This is a genomic window from Nocardia sp. NPDC024068, from assembly GCF_040638875.1.
Taxonomy (GTDB): Bacteria; Actinomycetota; Actinomycetes; order Mycobacteriales; family Mycobacteriaceae; genus Nocardia.
In genome coordinates, this window is record NZ_JBEZYU010000066.1 from 13,395 (window position 1) to 26,940 (window position 13,546).

General features: G+C 68.1%; 18 protein-coding genes, 1 other RNA gene and 1 pseudogene. 6 read left to right on the forward strand and 14 right to left on the reverse strand.

What is annotated here, in order from left to right:
* Positions 1 to 39: 39 nt before the first annotated feature.
* The 5 genes from modB to AB0F41_RS28300 all read right to left on the reverse strand — a co-directional run bounded on the left by modB (position 40) and on the right by AB0F41_RS28300 (position 2,852).
* On the reverse strand, positions 40 to 843 hold the full coding sequence (gene modB, locus AB0F41_RS28280) for a molybdate ABC transporter permease subunit (RefSeq protein WP_357429059.1): 804 nt from the start codon (positions 841 to 843) through the stop codon (positions 40 to 42).
* Between the two features lie 35 nt (positions 844 to 878).
* Entirely contained in the window at positions 879 to 1,664 is a 786-nt protein-coding gene (modA, locus tag AB0F41_RS28285; protein WP_357429021.1) for a molybdate ABC transporter substrate-binding protein, read from the reverse strand.
* Positions 1,665 to 1,666: 2 nt separating this feature from the next.
* Positions 1,667 to 2,065, reverse strand: a complete 399-nt coding sequence (locus tag AB0F41_RS28290) for a TOBE domain-containing protein (protein WP_357429023.1) — start codon at positions 2,063 to 2,065, stop codon at positions 1,667 to 1,669.
* Positions 2,062 to 2,592 carry a GNAT family N-acetyltransferase gene (locus tag AB0F41_RS28295; protein WP_357429025.1) on the reverse strand — a complete coding sequence of 177 codons (531 nt, stop codon included), beginning with the start codon at positions 2,590 to 2,592 and terminating at the stop codon, positions 2,062 to 2,064. Before AB0F41_RS28295 ends, AB0F41_RS28290 begins: the two co-directional genes overlap by 4 nt.
* Before the next feature lie 74 nt (positions 2,593 to 2,666).
* Entirely contained in the window at positions 2,667 to 2,852 is a 186-nt protein-coding gene (locus AB0F41_RS28300) for a hypothetical protein (RefSeq protein ID WP_357429027.1), read from the reverse strand.
* Between the two features lie 358 nt (positions 2,853 to 3,210).
* On the opposite strand from AB0F41_RS28300, the gene AB0F41_RS28305 reads away from it, so the two are divergent.
* Positions 3,211 to 3,405 carry a hypothetical protein gene (locus tag AB0F41_RS28305; protein WP_357429029.1) on the forward strand — a complete coding sequence of 65 codons (195 nt, stop codon included), beginning with the start codon at positions 3,211 to 3,213 and terminating at the stop codon, positions 3,403 to 3,405.
* A gap of 112 nt (positions 3,406 to 3,517) precedes the next feature.
* On the opposite strand, the gene AB0F41_RS28310 is transcribed toward AB0F41_RS28305, so the two are convergent.
* On the reverse strand, positions 3,518 to 4,006 hold the full coding sequence (locus AB0F41_RS28310) for a hypothetical protein (RefSeq protein WP_357429031.1): 489 nt from the start codon (positions 4,004 to 4,006) through the stop codon (positions 3,518 to 3,520).
* A 183-nt stretch (positions 4,007 to 4,189) separates the two neighbouring features.
* Here AB0F41_RS28310 and AB0F41_RS28315 point away from each other — a divergent pair, with 183 nt between their 5' ends.
* The gene (locus AB0F41_RS28315) at positions 4,190 to 4,843 is read left to right on the forward strand and encodes a Uma2 family endonuclease (RefSeq protein ID WP_357429033.1); all 654 of its coding nucleotides are present in this window, start codon (positions 4,190 to 4,192) and stop codon (positions 4,841 to 4,843) included.
* Between the two features lie 65 nt (positions 4,844 to 4,908).
* Here AB0F41_RS28315 and fabG read toward each other — a convergent pair whose 3' ends face one another.
* On the reverse strand, positions 4,909 to 5,661 hold the full coding sequence (gene fabG / locus AB0F41_RS28320; RefSeq protein ID WP_357429035.1) for a 3-oxoacyl-ACP reductase FabG: 753 nt from the start codon (positions 5,659 to 5,661) through the stop codon (positions 4,909 to 4,911).
* Positions 5,662 to 5,932: 271 nt separating this feature from the next.
* Between fabG and AB0F41_RS28325 the strand changes: the two genes are divergently transcribed.
* Positions 5,933 to 6,379, forward strand: coding sequence for a DUF4870 domain-containing protein (locus tag AB0F41_RS28325; RefSeq protein WP_357429037.1), 447 nt, complete (start codon positions 5,933 to 5,935; stop codon positions 6,377 to 6,379).
* 92 nt (positions 6,380 to 6,471) lie between these two features.
* Here the strand turns inward: AB0F41_RS28325 and AB0F41_RS28330 are convergent, their stop codons facing one another.
* The gene (locus AB0F41_RS28330) at positions 6,472 to 7,359 is read right to left on the reverse strand and encodes an alpha/beta fold hydrolase (protein WP_357429039.1); all 888 of its coding nucleotides are present in this window, start codon (positions 7,357 to 7,359) and stop codon (positions 6,472 to 6,474) included.
* Positions 7,360 to 7,398: 39 nt separating this feature from the next.
* Entirely contained in the window at positions 7,399 to 8,133 is a 735-nt protein-coding gene (locus tag AB0F41_RS28335) for a 2-oxoglutarate/malate transporter (RefSeq protein ID WP_357429041.1), read from the reverse strand.
* Between the two features lie 37 nt (positions 8,134 to 8,170).
* Here AB0F41_RS28335 and AB0F41_RS28340 point away from each other — a divergent pair, with 37 nt between their 5' ends.
* Together AB0F41_RS28340 and rnpB are read left to right on the forward strand one after the other, a co-directional pair.
* The gene (locus tag AB0F41_RS28340) at positions 8,171 to 8,806 is read left to right on the forward strand and encodes a helix-turn-helix domain-containing protein (protein WP_357429043.1); all 636 of its coding nucleotides are present in this window, start codon (positions 8,171 to 8,173) and stop codon (positions 8,804 to 8,806) included.
* Positions 8,807 to 8,859: 53 nt separating this feature from the next.
* Positions 8,860 to 9,274: RNase P RNA component class A (rnpB, locus tag AB0F41_RS28345), an RNA gene on the forward strand.
* A 72-nt stretch (positions 9,275 to 9,346) separates the two neighbouring features.
* On the opposite strand, the gene AB0F41_RS28350 is transcribed toward rnpB, so the two are convergent.
* Complete coding sequence (locus AB0F41_RS28350) at positions 9,347 to 9,736, reverse strand: hypothetical protein (protein ID WP_357429045.1); 390 nt, start codon at positions 9,734 to 9,736, stop codon at positions 9,347 to 9,349.
* A gap of 384 nt (positions 9,737 to 10,120) precedes the next feature.
* On the opposite strand from AB0F41_RS28350, the gene AB0F41_RS28355 reads away from it, so the two are divergent.
* Positions 10,121 to 10,453 carry a hypothetical protein gene (locus tag AB0F41_RS28355; protein WP_357429047.1) on the forward strand — a complete coding sequence of 111 codons (333 nt, stop codon included), beginning with the start codon at positions 10,121 to 10,123 and terminating at the stop codon, positions 10,451 to 10,453.
* A 74-nt stretch (positions 10,454 to 10,527) separates the two neighbouring features.
* On the opposite strand, the gene AB0F41_RS28360 is transcribed toward AB0F41_RS28355, so the two are convergent.
* The 4 genes and pseudogenes from AB0F41_RS28360 to panB all read right to left on the reverse strand — a co-directional run.
* Positions 10,528 to 11,403 carry a CHAD domain-containing protein gene (locus AB0F41_RS28360; protein WP_357429049.1) on the reverse strand — a complete coding sequence of 292 codons (876 nt, stop codon included), beginning with the start codon at positions 11,401 to 11,403 and terminating at the stop codon, positions 10,528 to 10,530.
* Positions 11,400 to 12,368: a prolyl aminopeptidase gene (gene pip, locus AB0F41_RS28365; RefSeq protein WP_357429051.1), complete on the reverse strand. Its 969-nt coding sequence runs from the start codon at positions 12,366 to 12,368 to the stop codon at positions 11,400 to 11,402. The genes AB0F41_RS28360 and pip overlap by 4 nt, the downstream gene beginning before the upstream one ends.
* A complete protein-coding gene (locus AB0F41_RS28370; RefSeq protein WP_357429053.1) occupies positions 12,368 to 12,763 on the reverse strand; it encodes a hypothetical protein in 396 nt (131 codons plus the stop codon). The genes pip and AB0F41_RS28370 overlap by 1 nt, the downstream gene beginning before the upstream one ends.
* Positions 12,764 to 12,908: 145 nt before the next feature.
* A pseudogene (panB, locus tag AB0F41_RS28375) lies at positions 12,909 to 13,460 on the reverse strand (3-methyl-2-oxobutanoate hydroxymethyltransferase); the annotation flags it as partial.
* Positions 13,461 to 13,546: the final 86 nt, after the last annotated feature.

A 13,546-nucleotide genomic window follows, 5' to 3' on the forward strand; every position in this document is an offset into this window, starting at 1 on the left:
GGGCCGATACTGTCATAGCGTCCCTCCGGGCCGATGGTGTCACAGTGCCCCCCGAATCCAGCGCTCCCGGAGTGCGACCAGTACCAGCACCGACACCGCCAGCAACACCAGGCTCAGGACGATCGCGGCCGCCGGATCGGATTCCAGCGCCAGGTAGACGGCCAGCGGCATGGTGGTGGTGCGGCCGGGGAAGTTCCCGGCGAAGGTGATGGTGGCCCCGAACTCACCGAGGGCGCGCGCCCAGCACAGAACGGTCCCGGCGATCACCCCCGGCAGGATCGACGGCAGCGTCACCCTGCGGAATGTCAGCCACCGTGATGCCCCCAGCGTGGCGGCCGCCTCTTCGTAGCGAGGGTCGGCGCCGCGCAGGGCACCCTCCACGGAGATCACGAGGAACGGCATGGCGACGAAGGCTTCTGCCACCACCACACCCGCCGTCGTGAAGGGCAGCGCGACGCCGAACCAGTCGTACAGATACTGACCGATCAGGCCGCGCCGCCCGAGTACCAGCAGCAGTGCCACCCCGCCGACCACGGGCGGCAGTACCAGCGGCACGGTGACCAGGGCGCGCACCAGGCCGCGGCCGGGCAGGTCGCCGCGGGCCAGCAGCCACGCCAGCGGAATCCCCAGCACCAGGCACAGCACGGTGGCCAGGCTCGCGCAGAGCAGTGAAAGCCGCAGCGCCTGGCCGACCTCGGCGCTGAACAACCGCGCCGGCAGCTCCCGCCACGGCGCCCGGACCAGCAGACCCGCCAGCGGCACCAGCAGGAAGAGCAGCCCCAGCAGGGCGGGCGCCAGCAGGATCAGCGGGCGCCTGCCGCGGACTGCCCGGCGCCTGCGCAGCGCCGCGGTACGCCGCCGCACCGCGGGTGCGACGCTCACGGCGTGTCGAAGCCGGCGGTGGTGAAGACCGTCCGAGCCTGCGGGGACCCGATGAACTGAACGAACGCCGCGGCGGCCGCGGGGTTGGGTGCGGCGGCGACCGGCGCGATCGGGTAGTCGGTGATCGCCTTATCGGCTTCGGGGAATTCGATTCCCATCACGGTGTCCTCGGCGGACCGCACATCGGTGCGGTACACCAGTGCCGCGTCGACCTCGCCGAGCCGCACCTTGGTGAGCACGGCCTTCACATCCCGCTCCCGGGTATCGGGTTGCGGGGTGACCCCCGCGGCGTCGAACACCTTCTGGGCCGCGGCCCCGCACGGGACCTGCTCGGCGCACAGCGCGATCCGCGGTTGCGGCCGGCCGAAATCGGCCAGCCCGCTGATACTGCCCGGATTCCCGGTGGGCACCGCGATTTCGAGCCGGTTGCGGGCGAAGGTGACCGGCGCGGCGGTGATTTCGCCGGAGTCCACCGCCTGCTGCATATTGCGGGGCGCGGCCGAGGCGAAGACGTCGGCGGGGGCGCCCTGGGCGATCTGTTCGGCCAGGGTGGAACTGCCGCCGAAGTTGAACACCACGTCCACCCCGGGGTTGGCGGCCTCGAACCGCTCGCCCAGGGTGGTGAAGGTTTCGGTGAGCGAGGCCGCCGCGAAGACGTTCACCGTGCCGCGGATACCGGTGGCGTCCTCGTCGCTGGTGTCCGCGGACGAACATCCGGTCAGCGCGGCCAGCACGACGGCAACGGGAACCGCACAGCGCAGGAATCGTTTTGCAGTACTCATCGTCAGCTCTCCGGGATCTCGACCACGACATGCGTCGATTTCACCGACGCGACCGCCACACTGCCCACTTCGAGCCCGAGTTCGTCCACCGATTCCCGGCTCAGCAGCGAGACCAGCCGGAAAGGTCCGGCCTGCATCTCCACCTGCGCCATCACCTTATCGGTGACCACCCGGGTCACGATGCCGCGCATCCGGTTGCGCGCCGACGCCGCCACGGTCACCCCTGGTTCGGGTGCCTCGGCGATCTCCCGGGCCAGCCCGGCGAGCTCCTGCCCCCGCACGCCCTGGCGCCCGTTCTCCAGCCGGACCGCCCCGAGCCGCCCCTGGTCGATCCAGCGCCGCACGGTGTCGTCACTGACACCGAGGAGCGCGGCGGCGTCCTTTATCCGTAGATGCGTCACATAGCGAAGTATATCGACGCATGTGCGTCTCTCGAGGGCTGAACATGACCTCGGGGAAGCATCAGCGCCATTTCGTTCTCGGGTCGCGGATCGGCCACGTCGCACGGCCGCATCGCGCCGGTCCGGGCGAAGCCGGTGCGTAGGTACAGCCGCTCGGCAGCGCGATTACCGTCGAGCACCCACAACCGCAGGCTCCGGTGCCCCGCACGCCGGGTCCACTCGATCACGGCCCGCACCAGCCGATCGGACAGGCCGGTACGCCGGGCCACGGGCGCGGTCCACATCGACACCAGTTCCGGGCCGGCCGGGGTGTCGATGACCCCCGCCGACCCCACCGGCCGCGCCTCCGATTCGGCGACGAAGAACACGTCGCGCTGTGCCATCCACTCGCGCCATCGATGTTCCTCCCATCGCACGGCCTCCGCGTACGTGCTGGAGAAGGTGCCGGGCGGTGACCCGGCCAGAGCGTCCAATCGGACCGCCCGCGCGGTCCGCCAATCCTCGGGTCCGATTCGTCGTATCCGCATATATCGAGGATGCGACGAACCGCCCTGCGCGGTAAGGCTTTTACCCAGGATGCTACGAGACCGTTGCCGTGCCGTCAGTCGCCGCGGAGCAATTCCGAGGCCGGGGTGACCCGCGTACCGAACACCGTCCACGCCGATCCATCCGCGACCCGCCGCAGCTCGAACCGGAACTTCCCATAACAAGCCCGCGATACCGCCGACAGCGGGGCCTTCCCGACCACCCGATACCGATCCCCGCCGATGCGCACCGTCCGGTCCATTTCCCGATCCCCTTTCACCGTTGCGTGTCGAGCCCCGTTACGGCAGCCACTGTCGCAGGACGGTGCTGAAGGGACCCTGAAACAACCTGAAACCCACTTCAGAAGGTCTCTCGGCGGGCGGTCCGACTCAGACGATCGATTGCGGCGTATTACTTGTCCGGCCAGATCGGGAGAGTGAGGTGTGGGACGTGGAGCATGTTGAGGGTGCGGGGAAAATCGTGGACAGAGCTGCCGTCAGGCGATCGGCGGAGCGGTCGACCGAAGCGTCGGCGCGCTTGGAACGGCGCACTGTACCCACAGGGTTCGTGCGGTCGGAACGGGTCGTGAAGTTCCTGGCCGAGCGTCGCCACGAGGCTTGATGTCCTCCTCGCCGGGGTACGGCGAAACACCGGTATCCGACGATGACGCGGGCATGCTGCTCCCCGCCATTCGTGACCTGCTCGGAGACCCCTTAGGCAAAGCGGCGGTGTACGACCTGGAGCGGGCCCTTCAGGCGGAGGTAACCGAAGAACTGGTGATCGCGGTGATCGAGGGGCCGCCTCGGTCTGAATGAACTACTCACCGACTTTTTCTTGCGTGACCTACACGCTCGTCTCTACGGGGAAATCTGGATCTGGGCGGGGGTTTTCCGTCGCCGTAGCGGTGACGGCGCGGTATCACCTTGTCTACAGCGAGTATTCGACGGAGACCGAATCCGGCCAGTGCCGCTCCCTGGTGGTGACGGTCGCCTTGTAGCGGCCGGGATCGGTGGGCAGCTGGGCGCTGTCATACCAGGGCAGCTGCTGGTCGGGGTCGGCGACCGAGCCCGCCGCGCCGGCGAACGGTATCGAAACTTCGCCGGTGGCATCGGTGTCCAGGTTCTGCCAGGTCACGTACGCGGTGGTCCGGCAGGGGCCGTTCGGGTCGGAGGGTTGGTCGGCGACGAATGAGGGGTCGATGTTGTAGAAGGCGAAGGTAAGAGTGATCCGGCCGGTGGGTTCGTCGACGGTGCCCCGGATATTTCCGTAGCAGGTGCCACTACCTTCGGTCACCATCGTGTTGAGTGGCTCCTGTATCGCGGGGCCGGCCGCCGCGGGACCCGCGAGGGTGATGATCGGGACGCAGATCAGCGAAGCCGCCGCCAGAGCGGTGCCGAGTGTGTGCGTCGGGCGCATAGTCCTCCAGATGTCAGTCCAAACTCTTCCTTGGCACCATCGTCGCGCCCACGCCTACGTGTTAACCGTGTCCGTCAACGGTCGGGATCCCAGGTCTTCGCGCCCGTAGATGCGGATTGCGTAAGAGTGCGCGCGAAATGCTGAACCCGCAGGCCAACGGTCTGGCTGGGCTACCATGGCAGCATGTCGCGGCCAGATGTGCAGCGCCCCGACCTTCCGGAGTACATGACCTGGGAGGAACTCGAGGCCCTACCCGAGGAGATCGCCGAGCGCATCGAACTCTGGGACGGACGAGTGGTGTGGTTGCGGCGTGGCCCCCATGAACACCAAGAGTTCACCAACTTGCTCTGGAACGGGTTGCGGCGCTGTGCGCGTACAGCGATGTCGGCCGATCCCGAGCAGTGCTGGCGGGTGAGTACCGAGACCAATGTGTTCTTCGGCCGGACCGGCATGTCGGACTTCGTCACCCCGGACTTCATGGTCTACCGGTGTATGCACGAGCCCTATCAGTATGTGCGTTCCGATCGAGTGGTGCTGGTGGGCGAAGTACTGTCACCGTCGAATTCGGATGCCGATATGGAGTTGAAGAAGGCCCGCTACGCAAAAGCCGGCATCCCGTGGTATTGGGAGGTGACCCTGGCGACCCAGCGCAGCGCGATCGCTCATGTTCACGCCTACACCCTGGTACCCGATGTGAATCCTCCCGGACCGGGCATCACGGTGCTACACCGTGCCAACTACATCCTGGCGGGCGCCTGGTCGCCGACCGATACAGGGTCGATCACGATGAATCACCCGTTCCCGATCACGATCCAGTGGTCCGACCTGGACTTTTAATCGTTCCCATCGAACAGTGACGGGTGTGGCGGGACGGCCGGGACCGGCGTCCCGCCACGCTGCCGTCAGTCCCGCGGACCGCCCGCGACGTAGATGACCTGCCCCGACACGAACCCCGCCCCCTCGCTGGCCAGGAACGACGCCGTATGCGCGATATCCTCCGGCTGACCCACCCGGTTCACCGGGATCTGCGCGGCGGCGCCCTTCTGGAAGTCCTCGAAATCCACGCCCACCCGCGCGGCGGTCGCCGCGGTCATATCGGTGACGATGAAGCCCGGGGCGATCGCGTTGGCGGTGACACCGTATTTGCCCAGTTCGAAGGCGAGGGTTTTGGTGAAGCCCTGCATACCGGCCTTGGCGGCGGAGTAGTTCGCCTGACCGCGGTTGCCCAGCGCCGAGGTGCTGGACATGTTGACGATGCGGCCGTACTTCTGTTCGACCATGTACTTCTGGGCGGCCCGGGTCAGCAGGAAGGCGCCGCGCAGGTGGACGCCCAGGACGGTGTCCCAGTCGTCGACGCTCATCTTGAACAGCAGGTTGTCGCGCAGCACGCCGGCGTTGTTGACCACGACGGTCGGTTCGCCCAGTTCCCGGGCCAGCCGTTCCACCGCGGCGGTCACCGATTCCTCGTCGCTGACGTCGGCGCCGAGTTCGATCGCCTGACCGCCGGCCTCGGTGATCGCCTTCACGGTGTCGGTGCAGGCGGCTTCGTCGAGGTCCAGGACCCCGACCTTCATCCCGTCGGAGGCGAGCCGTTTGGCGATTGCCGCCCCGATTCCGCGGGCGGCGCCGGATACCACTGCGATCCTCTCGGCCATGGGTTATAGGTCCTCTCCTGTGGGCGATAAGTTCTTACGCCATCTAACAACGTGGGAGCGCGCGGATCGAGAGGGTGGCGGTACAAGATCTCCGGCGGATGGCTGTGCTCGCGGGACAGTGCAGGTCGGGCCGGTTTCCGGGCGTGCCCGGGAATGACGGCGAGGGCGGCCCGCGGGACCGTTCACCAAGGTGTGGTGTTTTTGCACTCCCGGATACGGGTTCGGGGGTTTATTCTCGAAAACGTCCTGTTACCAGCGAGTTTGGAATGTGATGACTGCACCTCAGCCGCCATACGACCCGACCAAGGGTCAGCCGTATCGGTCGCAGCCGGAATTCGGCGCCCCCCAGCCCTACGGGGCCCCGCAGCCCTACGGCGCCCCCGGCGCCCAGCCGGTGTCCCCCTCCGATGCCAAGACCTGGGCGATGCTGGCGCATTTCGGCGCCATCGTGCTCGGGTTCATCGCTCCGCTCGTCGTCTGGCTGATGTACAAGGACCGCGACGAGTTCGTGCGCCGGCACGCGGTGGAATCGCTGAACTTCCAGATCCTGCTCGCCATCGGCTACGTGGTGTCCATGGTGCTGATGTTCGTGCTGATCGGGCTGCTGTTGTTCCCGATCATCTGGATCGCCGGAATCGTCCTGGAGGTCATGGGCGGTATCGCGGCCAACGGCGGGCGTGAACACAAGTACCCGTTCAACGTCTCGTTCGTGAAATGACCCCAACCGGGCCGGCGGCCGGGAGGACGGCGGCCCGGTGACTCTGCGTGGTACCGGGATCGGCGCAGTGGTCCCGGTACTCGTGACTCCCGTCAGGGGCGCAGTATCGAGGTGAGGAAATCGGTCTGGTCGTAGACGGCCTGTTCGAAGACCTCGTCGAAGTAGATATCGAAATGGCCGCCCGGATATTTTTTCACCACGGCGTGCTTGGTTTTGCCCGCCGCCCGCAGAACGGGTTTGACCGGGGTGACCTTGTCGGCCTCGCAGATGGCGTACAGCACCGGCATCTTCAGTTCCTTGACGTGGCGGGCCGGTCGGTCGAACAGGATCGACAGGGCCGCCCGGGCCGCGATCTTCGGCCGGTAGGCGCGGCTCTCCTCGGCCAGCCGGCCGAATCCAGTGGGCACGTCGGTGCCGCTCATCATGGCCGCCGCGCGTTTCCGGCCCGCCAGCCGGATACCCACCCGCTTCCGGAGCAGGGTGCCGAATACGAGGTCGGTGAACGCGAGGGTGCCCACCTTGATCAGGCTCAGCGGCCCCTTGGCCAGCGCCGAGCGCATACCGCTGACGAACGGCACCTGGGCCACCACCGCGGCGATATAGGCGTCGTCGGGCGCCACCGACAGGGCGTGCCCGCCGCCCAGCGATGTCCCCCACAGTGCGATGCGGGTGGCGTCGAACCCGCGCAGGGTGCGGGCGTAGGCGATGGCGGCGGTCCAATCCTCGCGTTGTCTGGTGAGATTGACGATCTGGCGGGGGTCGCCGTCGCTGTCGCCGAAATGCCGGTAGTCGAAGGCCAGCACCCCCATCCCCGCCGCGGCGAACCGCCGCGCGAACCGGTCCAATCCCATTTCCCGGTTCCCGCCCAGCCCATGCCCCATCACCACGATCGGGCGGGGTTTGGGTGGGCCTGCCGGCAGATACAGCCAGCCGGCACATTTCTGACCTCCCGACGGGAAGCCGACCTCCACACGCTCCATGAAGATCGACCGTACCCAGTTCTCGCGGCCGGTGAACTGTCAGGCCGGGTGGGCGCTCTCACGTTTCCGCGGTGTTCCGGGGTCCGGCGCGTCGCCGCGGGCGGGTTCCGATCGCCGGATCAGGGCGACTCCGTAGCCGATCAGCCAGACCACCCAGAGCAGCCAGCCGAGCAGTCCGAGCACGCTCAGCCGGTCGTGACCGGTGGCGATCAGCGAGGTCAGCGACGCGGACGCGAACTGTAGCGCGGCGCCGAGGATTCCGAGCAGGAAGCGCCACCGGCCCAGGATTCCGGCACCGTATCCCGCGGTCCCCAGCCCCAGCATGGCCAGTGCGAGAAAGGTGCCGTTGAAACCGAACAGCGCTTCGTGCACGGCCCACAGCGTGCGCAACTGGTCCGGATCGTCGAGTGCGGACATGGCCAGCCGCAGCGCGACCACCACGGTGAACACCGCGTTCTGCAACAGCACCCCGGCGAAACCCGCGTACGCCGCCCCGGCCGGAGCGCGGGTACTCGCGCGCAGGACCGCGGCCACGGCGCCGCCGGCGAACACCGAGGCCAGGATCCAGGCGGCGGGCAGGAACACCGCGATGGTGCCGGTGGGTTGATCGGCGGTGGTGAAGAATTCGATGGCCTCGGACGCGGGTGCGCCCGGTGACGGCATGCCGGCGGGAACGACGACGAGATTGGCGGCGACGATGAGGAGGGCGAATCCTATGGCCGCCACGCCGGCCGTTCTGGTGGACGCCGCGGCGTCGGCTACTTTAGCAAGCATATATTGAATATAAGCCGAATAAACCGAAAGGGAAGAGATGGACGGCGAACCGATACGACGCCGATACGAATCGCTGCACCGAACGGCCCAGGCGCAGGAGACCGGCGCCCGGATCGCCCGCTGTGCACGGGAACTCTTCGTGACCCGGGGCTGGGCGGCGACCACCGTGCGGGAGGTCGCGGGGGCGGCGGGCGTCTCGGTGCCGACCGTCTACGCGGTCTACGGCAACAAAGCGGGCTTGACCAGGGCTCTGGCGGATGCCGCCGACCTGTCCGGTGATCTGCCCCGGATGCTCGCCGAGCTCGAGGCTGCCGCCGGCCCCGCCGCTCAGCTGGCCGCGATGGCCGGCTACGACCGGCGGCTGTTCGAGGGCGCGGGGGATGTCATCACCCTGCTCCGGGACGCCGGGCGCACCGAACCCGAGCTGGCACAGGAGTACCGCGACGGCCGCCGCCGGGCCGACGGGACCCGGGTCGAGGTATTCGGCGGCTGGCCCGATGGCGTCCTGCGGCCCGGGCTGGCGGCCGCCGACGCCGTCGATATCTATGCGGCCCTGTGCAACATCGATGTGTTCACCGTGCTGATCGACGAGCGGGGCTGGTCACCGGATCGAGTCGAGCAGTGGTGGTGCGCGATCCTGGCCCGCGAACTGCTGGCCGACCCGGCGCAGTGAATCGTGACCGGGCCGTGGCGGCGGTGGCCGGCCGGGTATTCTGTTGCGGCGGATGAGTCGGCCGGGCGGCCGCGGCACCGGGAACGGATACCATTCGGTATCACGCCCGGGGCCGAGGAAAGTCCGGACTCCACAGAGCAGGGCGGTTGCTAACGGCAACCCGGGGTGACCCGCGGGACAGTGCCACAGAAAACAGACCGCCCGCGGCCCGTGAGGGCCGCGCGGTAAGGGTGAAACGGTGCGGTAAGAGCGCACCAGCGCCCCGGGTGACCGGGGCGGCTAGGTAAACCCCGCCCGGAGCAAGGTCGAAGATCGCACCTCACGGTGCGATTGCGCAGGTGTCCGAGGGCTGCTCGCCCGAGCCTGCGGGTGGACCGCTCGAGGTACCCGGCAACGGTGTGCCCAGATGGATGGCCGCCACCCGGTGCGAACCGGGGACAGGATCCGGCTTAGAGGCCGGCTCATCCGCCCGCCGATCGCTGTCGGCCGTACCGGATCATCGGACCGGTACGGCCGGGTGGCGCCGCGCTGCCGAGGCGGTTACTGCCCCTGGCACATCACCGCGATCATCTGATACACCGCCTGCGCCTCCTGGGGACCCACCTGCGTCCCGCCCTCGCCGAGCCGATCGCTCACCGCGCTCACCGCCTCGTTCTCTGTTGTGCCGGAACGGATATCGGCGCAGGTTTCGGTGAAGATCGCCGCGATCGCCGCATCGTCACGCCCTTCGGCGAGGGCGGGAAATCCGCCCCGGAAGCCGATGACGAAGGAGCCGGCCTTCACCTGATCGAGGGCGGCGGAGTCGGGACTCGTCCGGACTGCCGTCGCGGTGATCTCCGCGTCCGGGGTGTTGCTCTCGCTCTGGCAGGCGGTACCGGCCAGGGCGCAGGTGACGAGGACAGCGGAAAACAGGCTGAATGGTCTGATCACGAGCCGGATGGTAACTCCGCGAGATGGACACCGCCCCCCGCCGGGCGGGGGACGATGTTCATCCAGCGGCTACTAGGCCGACGGACCGATGACCAGCATCTGCGCCAGCGCGGTGGCCTGCTGCGGGCCGAGGATGGGAAGCAGATAGTCATAGATGAGAGTGGACATACGTGATGAAACTCCAGCTCGGATATCGTCGGACGCTTACGGTTCGCCACAGTAGCAGTTGTGTGCGCGGGGTGAGTTTTTCCCGAGTTATTCGTGTAGAACTGGCATAAATGGTGACCGGCGTCATAAAGTAGGCGCGTCGGCAGGCTCGCCCCGGTGCATCGAAGCTCACGTCGCGGGCCGATTCATACCTCTGAAGGACAGGTCACGAAACATATGCGGGTAGCACGTACCTTGGCAGCCGGAGCGTTCATCGCCGGTGCCGCATCCGTTCTCGCCACCGTGGGCGCCGGTTCGGCCGGCGCGGTCGCGGTGACGCCGCTGCCCGGCGGTGTGCGGGTGGACCTCAGCCCCGCGGACACCCGGTGGGTACACGACAACAATTTCGGGCATACCCTCGCGGGTATCCCGCATCCTTCGGCGCCCTCGTTCGGCACGGCGCTGGACTCCGCGGCCGCGGTGTCGTCGGCCCATCCGAACGGCCGCGTGGTGTTCACCGTGTTCGGCCCGTTGCACGAACTGAGCGGGTCCATGCTGGCGTTGCAGTGACGCAGGCTTTTTCGCGGCGCGAGCCGGTACCGGAAATCCGGTACCGGCTCGCGGCGTTTCAGGGGTCGCGGGGCTCAGCTCTTGTCGATGGCCGCGGCGGCCGCGGGGTAGTGGGCCAGATGCCCGCCGGCCGCGGTGTCCTCCGCGTCGGCCAGGGTCACGTAGAGCGCGGTGTCCTCGCCGGCGGCGCGGGCTTCGGCCGCGCGGGCGCGCAGCGCGTCGAACGATTCGACCGCGTCGCGGTGATCGCCCAGCACGGTCTGCAGATGTTTCGCGCGGGTGCCGAGATCGGCGGCCCGCTCGCCCAGAGTCGGCTTCGCGGCGTCGCAGGAATACCGTAAACGCTTGGCACTCTTGCGGATATCGTGCAGCAACTCCACCCGGTCGGCCGGGGCGGCGGTGGGCTCGGCGCGGATCAGTCCGCGCACCCGTTTACGGTCGGCGCGCAGGACCTTGTCGAATACCTCGTCCGCGTCGGCTTTCCGCGCGGATTTCGGCATCGGCGGGTTCGCGCGCCAGGTCTTCAGTTCCCGGCGCATCGCGCGATAGCGCTTGCTGTCGAGAGCGGTGAGTATTTCCGCGTGGGCCTCGCGGTAGCGGTCCTGTTCGGCGCGCACCAGCCGGTCGCGGGTGGGTTCCAGTGCGGCGCAATCGGCCTCGGCGAATCGGTCCAGGAGCGCGGTGAATCGCTCGCCGCGCACCTCGGCATCCCGGGCTACCCCCAGCAGGCCGGCGAGCCAGGAGAGTTCGGTGCGCATCCGGTTCGCCGCGTCGGCGTCGAGCAGCTTTTTGTAGGAGCGGAGCACGCTCCGCAATCGCCGGGTCGCGACCCGCATCTGATGTACCGAATCGTCCTCGTCGGCACGGACTTCCGGCTCGGCGGTGAGTAGTCGTTCGATATCGGCGCGCAGTGCCGCGGTGAGTGCGGCTCCGGCGGTGTTCTTACTCATGGCCGGCCCGTTCCGGCGAAGAAATCGGTCGCCTCGACCAGATGGTGCACGATTCCGGGTTCGGTGGCCGAATGCCCGGCGTCGTCGACGATATGCAGCCGGGAGCCCGGCCAGGCGCGATGCAGATCCCATGCGCTCACGGCCGGGCACACGATATCGTGACGCCCCTGCACGATGATGCCCGGAATTCCGGCGATCGCCTCGATATCGCGCAGCAGCTGCGCCTCGTCCAGGAAACCGCCGTGCCGGAAGTAATGGTTCTCGATACGGGCGAACGCGAGAGCGAAACGGGGGTCGGCCGAATCGGCGACCCGGTTCGGATCCGGGCGCAGCGAACTGGTCGCGGCCTCCCAGGTGGACCACGCCACCGCCGCCGCGGTCGCGGTTTCCGGATCGGGAGAGTTCAGGAGTTCGTGATAGGCCTCGACGAGATCGCCCGCGCGCCCGGACTCCGGAATCGGGGCGAGGAATTTCTCCCATTCGTCCGGATACACATATCCGGCGCTACCGTTGTAATACCAATCGATTTCCTTACGCCGCAGCAGGAATATGCCGCGTAACACCAATTCGGTGACCCGCCGCGGGTGCTGCTGCGCATAGGCCAGCGCCAGGGTCGAACCCCAGGAACCGCCGAATACCAGCCAGCTCTCGATACCGAGCGCGAGGCGCACCGCCTCGATATCGGCCACCAGATGCGCGGTGGTATTGACCGACAGATCGGCACCGTCGGCGATATGCGGGGTGGACCGGCCGCAACCACGCTGATCCAGCAGCACGATCCGGTACCGCCCGGGGTCGAAATAGCGGCGGTTCAGCGGCGAGGTGCCGCCGCCCGGCCCGCCGTGCAGGAATACCGCGGGTTTCCCGTCCGGGTTCCCGCTGGACTCCCAATAGATCGCCTGACCGTCGCCGACCGCGAGCATGCCCTGATCATGCGGTTCGAGCGGCGGGTAGAGCGTGCGCATCAGAACGCCAGGCCGGAGGCCAGATCAGGGAGTTCGAGCGCCTCGACGGCCTGGGTGTGCGCATCGGGGCAGGCCTGGGTGGTGACCCGGTCGACGACGGCCTTATCGGCCAGGACCTGTCCGTTGATACCGCCGTTGGTGAGCGCCCACTCGTGAACCAGTGCGTTCAGCCCGACGCGGCCCAGCGTGGGGCCCTGGACCCGCCAGTTGGACAGTTCGGGTTGCATCATGGCGCACAAATTCTGCGCGGCCGCGTCGGGGACCTCGAGCGGAGTGGCCGGCGCCGCCCCGGTGCTCTGCGGCGCGGAACTCGTACCGGTCGTGGTGGCCGGGGCGCCGGAAGACGCCGGAGCCGGTGATCCGGTCTGCATCCCGCCGCATCCCGTGAGCAGCACCGCCGCTCCTATACCCGCCACCGTCAGGGCACCCCGTGTTGTCCAAGCGCGTCGCCGCATCAGTACCTCTGTACTCGAGTCGAAATCGTCGACTTCGAGTCTGCCATCTCGCGACGAGGTGGGGGTGCCTGCCGGTGGGAGCCGATCAGAAGCTGTGTTCGGGACCCGGGAAGGTGCCGCGGCGTACTTCGTCGGCGTAGGAGGCGGCGGCCTCCCGCAGTTCGTCGCCGACCGCGGCGAACCGTTTGACGAACTTGGCGGTCTTACCGCTGGTGTAGCCCGCCATGTCCTGCCAGACCAGGACCTGGGCGTCGCAGTCGGCGCCCGCGCCGATACCGACCGTCGGAATGGTGAGTTTGCGGGTGACCTGGCCGGCCAGTTCGGCCGGCACCATTTCCATCACCACCGAGAACGCGCCCGCCGCCTGGACCGCGATCGCGTCGGTGAGCAGGCCCTCGGCACCCTCGCCGCGGCCCTGGACCCGGAACCCGCCGAGGGTGTTGACGCTCTGCGGGGTGAACCCGATATGGGCCATCACCGGGATCCCGGCCGCGGTGAGCAGTGCGATCTGAGCGGCGACGCGTTCGCCGCCCTCCAGTTTCACCGCGTGCGCGCCGCCCTCCTTCATGAATCGGGTGGCGGTGGCGAGGGCCTGTTCGGGTGAACTCTCGTAACTGCCGAAGGGCAGGTCGGCCACCCCCGGTATCGCCGGTCCGGGGCGGACCTACCTCCGTCTTCGACGTGACCGTGCGGGGCTCCCGCATCGGCCGTCCGTCCGTTCGC

Bases quoted from the DNA above. Each gene is read 5' to 3' on its own strand.
- modA (WP_357429021.1), bottom strand. From the start codon at position 1,664: ATGAGTACTGCAAAACGATTCCTGCGCTGTGCGGTTCCCGTTGCCGTC.
- AB0F41_RS28305 (WP_357429029.1), top strand. From the start codon at position 3,211: ATGTCCTCCTCGCCGGGGTACGGCGAAACACCGGTATCCGACGATGAC.
- AB0F41_RS28360 (WP_357429049.1), bottom strand. From the start codon at position 11,403: ATGAGTAAGAACACCGCCGGAGCCGCACTCACCGCGGCACTGCGCGCC.
- AB0F41_RS28335 (WP_357429041.1), bottom strand. From the start codon at position 8,133: ATGCTTGCTAAAGTAGCCGACGCCGCGGCGTCCACCAGAACGGCCGGC.
- AB0F41_RS28295 (WP_357429025.1), bottom strand. From the start codon at position 2,592: ATGCGGATACGACGAATCGGACCCGAGGATTGGCGGACCGCGCGGGCG.
- pip (WP_357429051.1), bottom strand. From the start codon at position 12,368: ATGCGCACGCTCTACCCGCCGCTCGAACCGCATGATCAGGGCATGCTC.
- AB0F41_RS28325 (WP_357429037.1), top strand. From the start codon at position 5,933: ATGACTGCACCTCAGCCGCCATACGACCCGACCAAGGGTCAGCCGTAT.
- AB0F41_RS28310 (WP_357429031.1), bottom strand. From the start codon at position 4,006: ATGCGCCCGACGCACACACTCGGCACCGCTCTGGCGGCGGCTTCGCTG.
- AB0F41_RS28330 (WP_357429039.1), bottom strand. From the start codon at position 7,359: ATGGAGCGTGTGGAGGTCGGCTTCCCGTCGGGAGGTCAGAAATGTGCC.
- AB0F41_RS28340 (WP_357429043.1), top strand. From the start codon at position 8,171: ATGGACGGCGAACCGATACGACGCCGATACGAATCGCTGCACCGAACG.
- AB0F41_RS28355 (WP_357429047.1), top strand. From the start codon at position 10,121: ATGCGGGTAGCACGTACCTTGGCAGCCGGAGCGTTCATCGCCGGTGCC.
- AB0F41_RS28315 (WP_357429033.1), top strand. From the start codon at position 4,190: ATGTCGCGGCCAGATGTGCAGCGCCCCGACCTTCCGGAGTACATGACC.
- fabG (WP_357429035.1), bottom strand. From the start codon at position 5,661: ATGGCCGAGAGGATCGCAGTGGTATCCGGCGCCGCCCGCGGAATCGGG.
- AB0F41_RS28300 (WP_357429027.1), bottom strand. From the start codon at position 2,852: ATGGACCGGACGGTGCGCATCGGCGGGGATCGGTATCGGGTGGTCGGG.